This is a genomic window from Actinotalea sp. (assembly GCF_041597215.1).
GTDB lineage: Bacteria > Actinomycetota > Actinomycetes > Actinomycetales > Cellulomonadaceae > Actinotalea.
On the sequence record NZ_JBFHHB010000276.1, the window covers coordinates 1 to 3,847 of the forward strand.

5 protein-coding genes are annotated in these 3,847 nt (G+C 73.9%); all 5 read right to left on the reverse strand.

Going from position 1 to position 3,847, the window contains the following annotated elements; all coding sequences use genetic code 11:
• A partial coding sequence (locus ABWK99_RS14485; protein ID WP_372595406.1) for a hypothetical protein occupies positions 1-242 on the reverse strand: 242 nt, incomplete at its 3' end.
• Between the two features lie 212 nt (positions 243-454).
• On the reverse strand, positions 455-2,104 hold the full coding sequence (locus tag ABWK99_RS14490) for a carboxyltransferase domain-containing protein (RefSeq protein ID WP_372595407.1): 1,650 nt from the start codon (positions 2,102-2,104) through the stop codon (positions 455-457).
• Entirely contained in the window at positions 2,101-2,856 is a 756-nt protein-coding gene (locus ABWK99_RS14495) for a LamB/YcsF family protein (protein ID WP_372595408.1), read from the reverse strand. Before ABWK99_RS14495 ends, ABWK99_RS14490 begins: the two co-directional genes overlap by 4 nt.
• Positions 2,853-3,257 (reverse strand): DUF6855 family protein, encoded by a 405-nt coding sequence (locus ABWK99_RS14500; RefSeq protein ID WP_372595409.1) that lies wholly within the window; start codon positions 3,255-3,257, stop codon positions 2,853-2,855. The genes ABWK99_RS14495 and ABWK99_RS14500 overlap by 4 nt, the downstream gene beginning before the upstream one ends.
• A gap of 151 nt (positions 3,258-3,408) precedes the next feature.
• Positions 3,409-3,768, reverse strand: a complete 360-nt coding sequence (locus ABWK99_RS14505; protein ID WP_372595410.1) for a hypothetical protein — start codon at positions 3,766-3,768, stop codon at positions 3,409-3,411.
• Between the last annotated feature and the right edge of the window lie 79 nt (positions 3,769-3,847).

The window sequence follows — 3,847 nt, forward strand, 5'->3', positions numbered from 1 at the left end:
GCGCCCAGAGCTCCGCTCTGCGCGGAGTGCTCGCCCTCGGTCTCGAAGAAGAAGGGATGGCGTCCGAAGACGTTCACGCTTCCCTCGGCACGAGCGGCCTCGAAGAGCTCGGAGATCTCCGTGGACGGAGTGATCGGGTACCCGATCACTCCCCCGCACACGTTCTTCATGACGTGGGCCACGGCGCCGTTGCCGTTGAGGACCACGGGGATACCGGGGAAGCGGGGCTGTGCAACGGTCATCGTGTCTGTCCCTGGGAGCGCGAACGAGCGACGGACGCGGACGAGAGGCCCGAGTCGGCAGCATCCGGCGCGGCGACGCCGCAGGGCGTCGGGGCGGAAGGAGGTTGCGTCATCGCGACCCACATGTCCGTGCAAAAGACAGTTTCAGGTTAGGTCGGCCGACGCTGGGCCATCTGCGCCGATGGTCCCTTGTTCCACCGGCGCCGCCGTGGTCACGCCTCGGGGACGACCAGCAGCTCGATCCGATCACCCGGACGGGCCTGTGCGAGCCGGTCGAGATCGGCACCCAGCACGACGCCCACCACGGGATACCCACCGGTGACGGGGTGGTCCCGCAGCAGGATGACCGGTTCACCCGAGGGCGGCAGCTGGATCGCGCCGGGCACCATCGGCTCGCTCGGCAGCTCCTCCCGGACGTGCCGTCCCAGCCGTCCGCCGTGCAGGCGGACACCGACGCGGTTGGAGGTCGACGACACGGTCCAGGCGACCCTGGTGAGATCGGCGAGGCCGTCCGCGTCCAGCACGTCGTCCCTCGGCCCGAGCAGGACCCTGATGGCCGTGCTCTGCCCACGCGACCCGGCCTCGAGCTCGACCTCGGGCAGGGCGACCGCTGCCCGGGCGCGGCCGACCTGCAGCGTCGTCCCGGCGACGAGCGCAGGAGGCCCCAGACCGCCGAGCACATCGGTCGACCGGCTGCCCAGCACCACGGGCACCTCGACGCCACCACGCACGGCCACGTAGACGCGCAGCCCGTGCTCGGGATACCCGATCCTCAGCTCCTCCCCCGCAGCCACGGCCCAGGGCGTCCCGCAGGGCACCGGCACCTCGACGGACCACCGGGACTCCTCGTCCGCGGCCCCGTCGGGTCGGAGCTGCCCGTCCACGGCAGGGACGCGGTCCGACGCGGAGAGTGCGCTCACGACGTCGACCGTCGCGCCCGTGACCGCGACGACGAGGTCCGCATCCGCGCGCAGGCGCAGGCCACCGAAGGTCTCGAGCAGGGCGGCGGAGCGCTCGTTGCCGACGAGCCGGTTCGCCAGCCGCGCCGCAGCGGAGTCCGCGGCCCCGGAGGGCGACACGCCCAGGTGCTCGAGACCACCGCGCCCGAGGTCCTCCAGGAGGGTCAGCGGACCCGGCTCGACGACGGTGAGCCCCGTCGAGCCAGAAGCGGTGGTGCGCAGGGTGGGCGTCCCTGCCGCGTCCGCCGGTCTGTCCCCGGAACCGGCGTCCCTCCCCTGCCGCAGGGCGAGCACGTCCCGCACCGCCCGGTACCGCACGCGGTCACCGGTGTCGAGAAGGGCTGGCGGGTCACGGTCCACGTCCCAGACCTCCGCAGCGGTGCGACCCAGCAGACGCCACCCTCCGGGCGACGCCGTCGGGTAGATCGCGCTGAAGGCCCCGGCCACCGCGACCGATCCGGCCGGGACCGCCGAGCGTGGGCTGTCGAGCCTGGGCACGTCGAGGGACCACCCTCGCAGGTACGCGAACCCGGGGGCGAAGCCGCAGAAGGCCACGGTCCAGTCCTCGGTCTGGTGCCGGGACACGAGCGCCTCCTCGCTCATGTCGAGCAGGGCGGCGAGTGGGGCGAGGTCGGCACCGTCGTAGACGACGTCGATCTCGCGGAGGGGGCGAGGGTGGTCTCCCCCGACCTGCGTGCCGGGCTCACGTCGGCGCAAGTCCTCCCCGGCCCGTCCGGCCATGGCCCGCCGGACCCGCACGAGGACCGTCTGCGCGCCGACGCGGACGGAGACCTGCCCTGCGACGGGTCGCTCGCGCAGCTCCGCTGCCAGGGCCGCGACCTCCTGGGGCTCGCACTCGACGAGCCAGGCCTCCTCGCCCATCCGGCGCACCCGGTTTCTCACCGCTCGCTCGTCACCACCACGCCGGCGGCGTCGAGGGCGGCGCGCACCCGACGGGCGATGTCCACGGCGCCCGGGGTGTCGCCGTGCAGGCAGATGCTCTCCGGCGCGACGGCGAGCACGCTCCCGTCCACCGCCTCGACCTCTCCGCTCGTGACCATCCGGACGACGCGGCGCGCGATGAGATCGGGATCGTGCAGGACGGCGCCGGCCGAGGTCCGCGGGACGAGGGTTCCGTCGGGGAGGTAGCCGCGGTCGGCGAAGGCCTCCAGGACGACGGGGACCCCCTGGGACCCCGCGATCTGCGCCACGGCGCTCCCCGGCAGCACGACCAGGCTCAACCCTGCATCGAGCGCGAGGACGGCCTCGACGACGGCCGCCGCCTGGTCCTCGTGATGCACGATGGCGTTGTACAGCGCGCCGTGCGGCTTGACGTGCCGGACGGCCGCTCCTGCCGCCCGCGCGACCGCCGTCAGCGCTCCGATCTGGTAGATGACTTCGTCACGCAGCTCCTCGGGGTCCATGTCGACGAAGCGCCGGCCGAAACCCGTGAGGTCCCGGTAGCCGACATGGGCGCCGACCTGCACCCCGAGCTCGGCAGCGCGACGACAGGTGCGCCGGGCGGTGGCCGGGTCCCCGGCGTGGAACCCGCAGGCGACGTTCGCGCTGGAGACCAGGGTGAGCAGGGTGTCGTCGTCGCCCATCGGCCAGGGACCGAGCGACTCGCCGACATCGGCGTTGAGATCGATCCTCACCGGGCCCGCACGCTGTTGTTCCGGGCCTCGTGGGTGAGCTCGGCGAGCCCGAGCTCCTCGAGCAGCGGCGGGAGGTACATGCCGAAGCGGCCCCGGTACCCGGCCCGCAGTCCGTACCAGCCTCCGACGGGGTTGTCCGAGGAGCGGCCCCAGGCCTCGACCGTGCCCCCGGCTGGTTCCTTCTTCTCGTCGGCGGCGCCGAGGGGGACCCAGTCGCCCTGCTCGCGCAGCCAGGCCGCGAGGTCCTCGATCGCCCGGAGCCGGTAGGTCAGACGGGTGCTGCCCACCTGGCACACCAGCACCGGGGGCTCGGCCTCCTCGTCGCGGTACATCGTGTAGGAGGAGGACCCCGGGGCGGTGGTGAGCTGCCAGGGGTCCTCACGGGTGCCGGTGCCGGTCATCGTCGCTCCAGGTCCTCAGGTGGGCGGGCTCCTATCGTGGTCCGGGCCCCACGCCGGTGCAACAGCCGAGGGTGCGCGTCGTCCTCCGGGACCGCCGCGCGGGGGCCAGCCCCGCGTCGGCACGGCGCCGCGCCGGCACGCCGCTGCGGGCTCAGCGCCGGACCCGGTCGGGGGCCACCAGCCAGCTCACCGAGCGCATGACGTCCGCGGCCCGCAACCACACCCAGCGCTCTGCGGGTGGCGCCGGAACCGCTCCGCCCGGAGTCCCGTCCCCGCTGCGGTACGACCCGCGCGACGACCCGGAGGACCGTCGACGCGGCGACGGATCGGGGTCCTCGCGCCAACCGACCATCACATGGGAGCGCGTCCATCGCACGGCGCGCGCGGGACGCCACTCCTCCAGCCCGTCCGACCAGACCACGCGCGCGATCACCGGTACGTCGCCCATCGGCGCGACCGGCACGCTCGCGGGCTGCTCCCTGTTGCGCACGTGCCGGGTCTCGGGGTCCATGGTCCGAGCATATCGAACACCTGTTCGAATCGGCCATGCCTGCCCGTGGGCCGTCGGCCGCACCCTCGGTGCGGCCGAC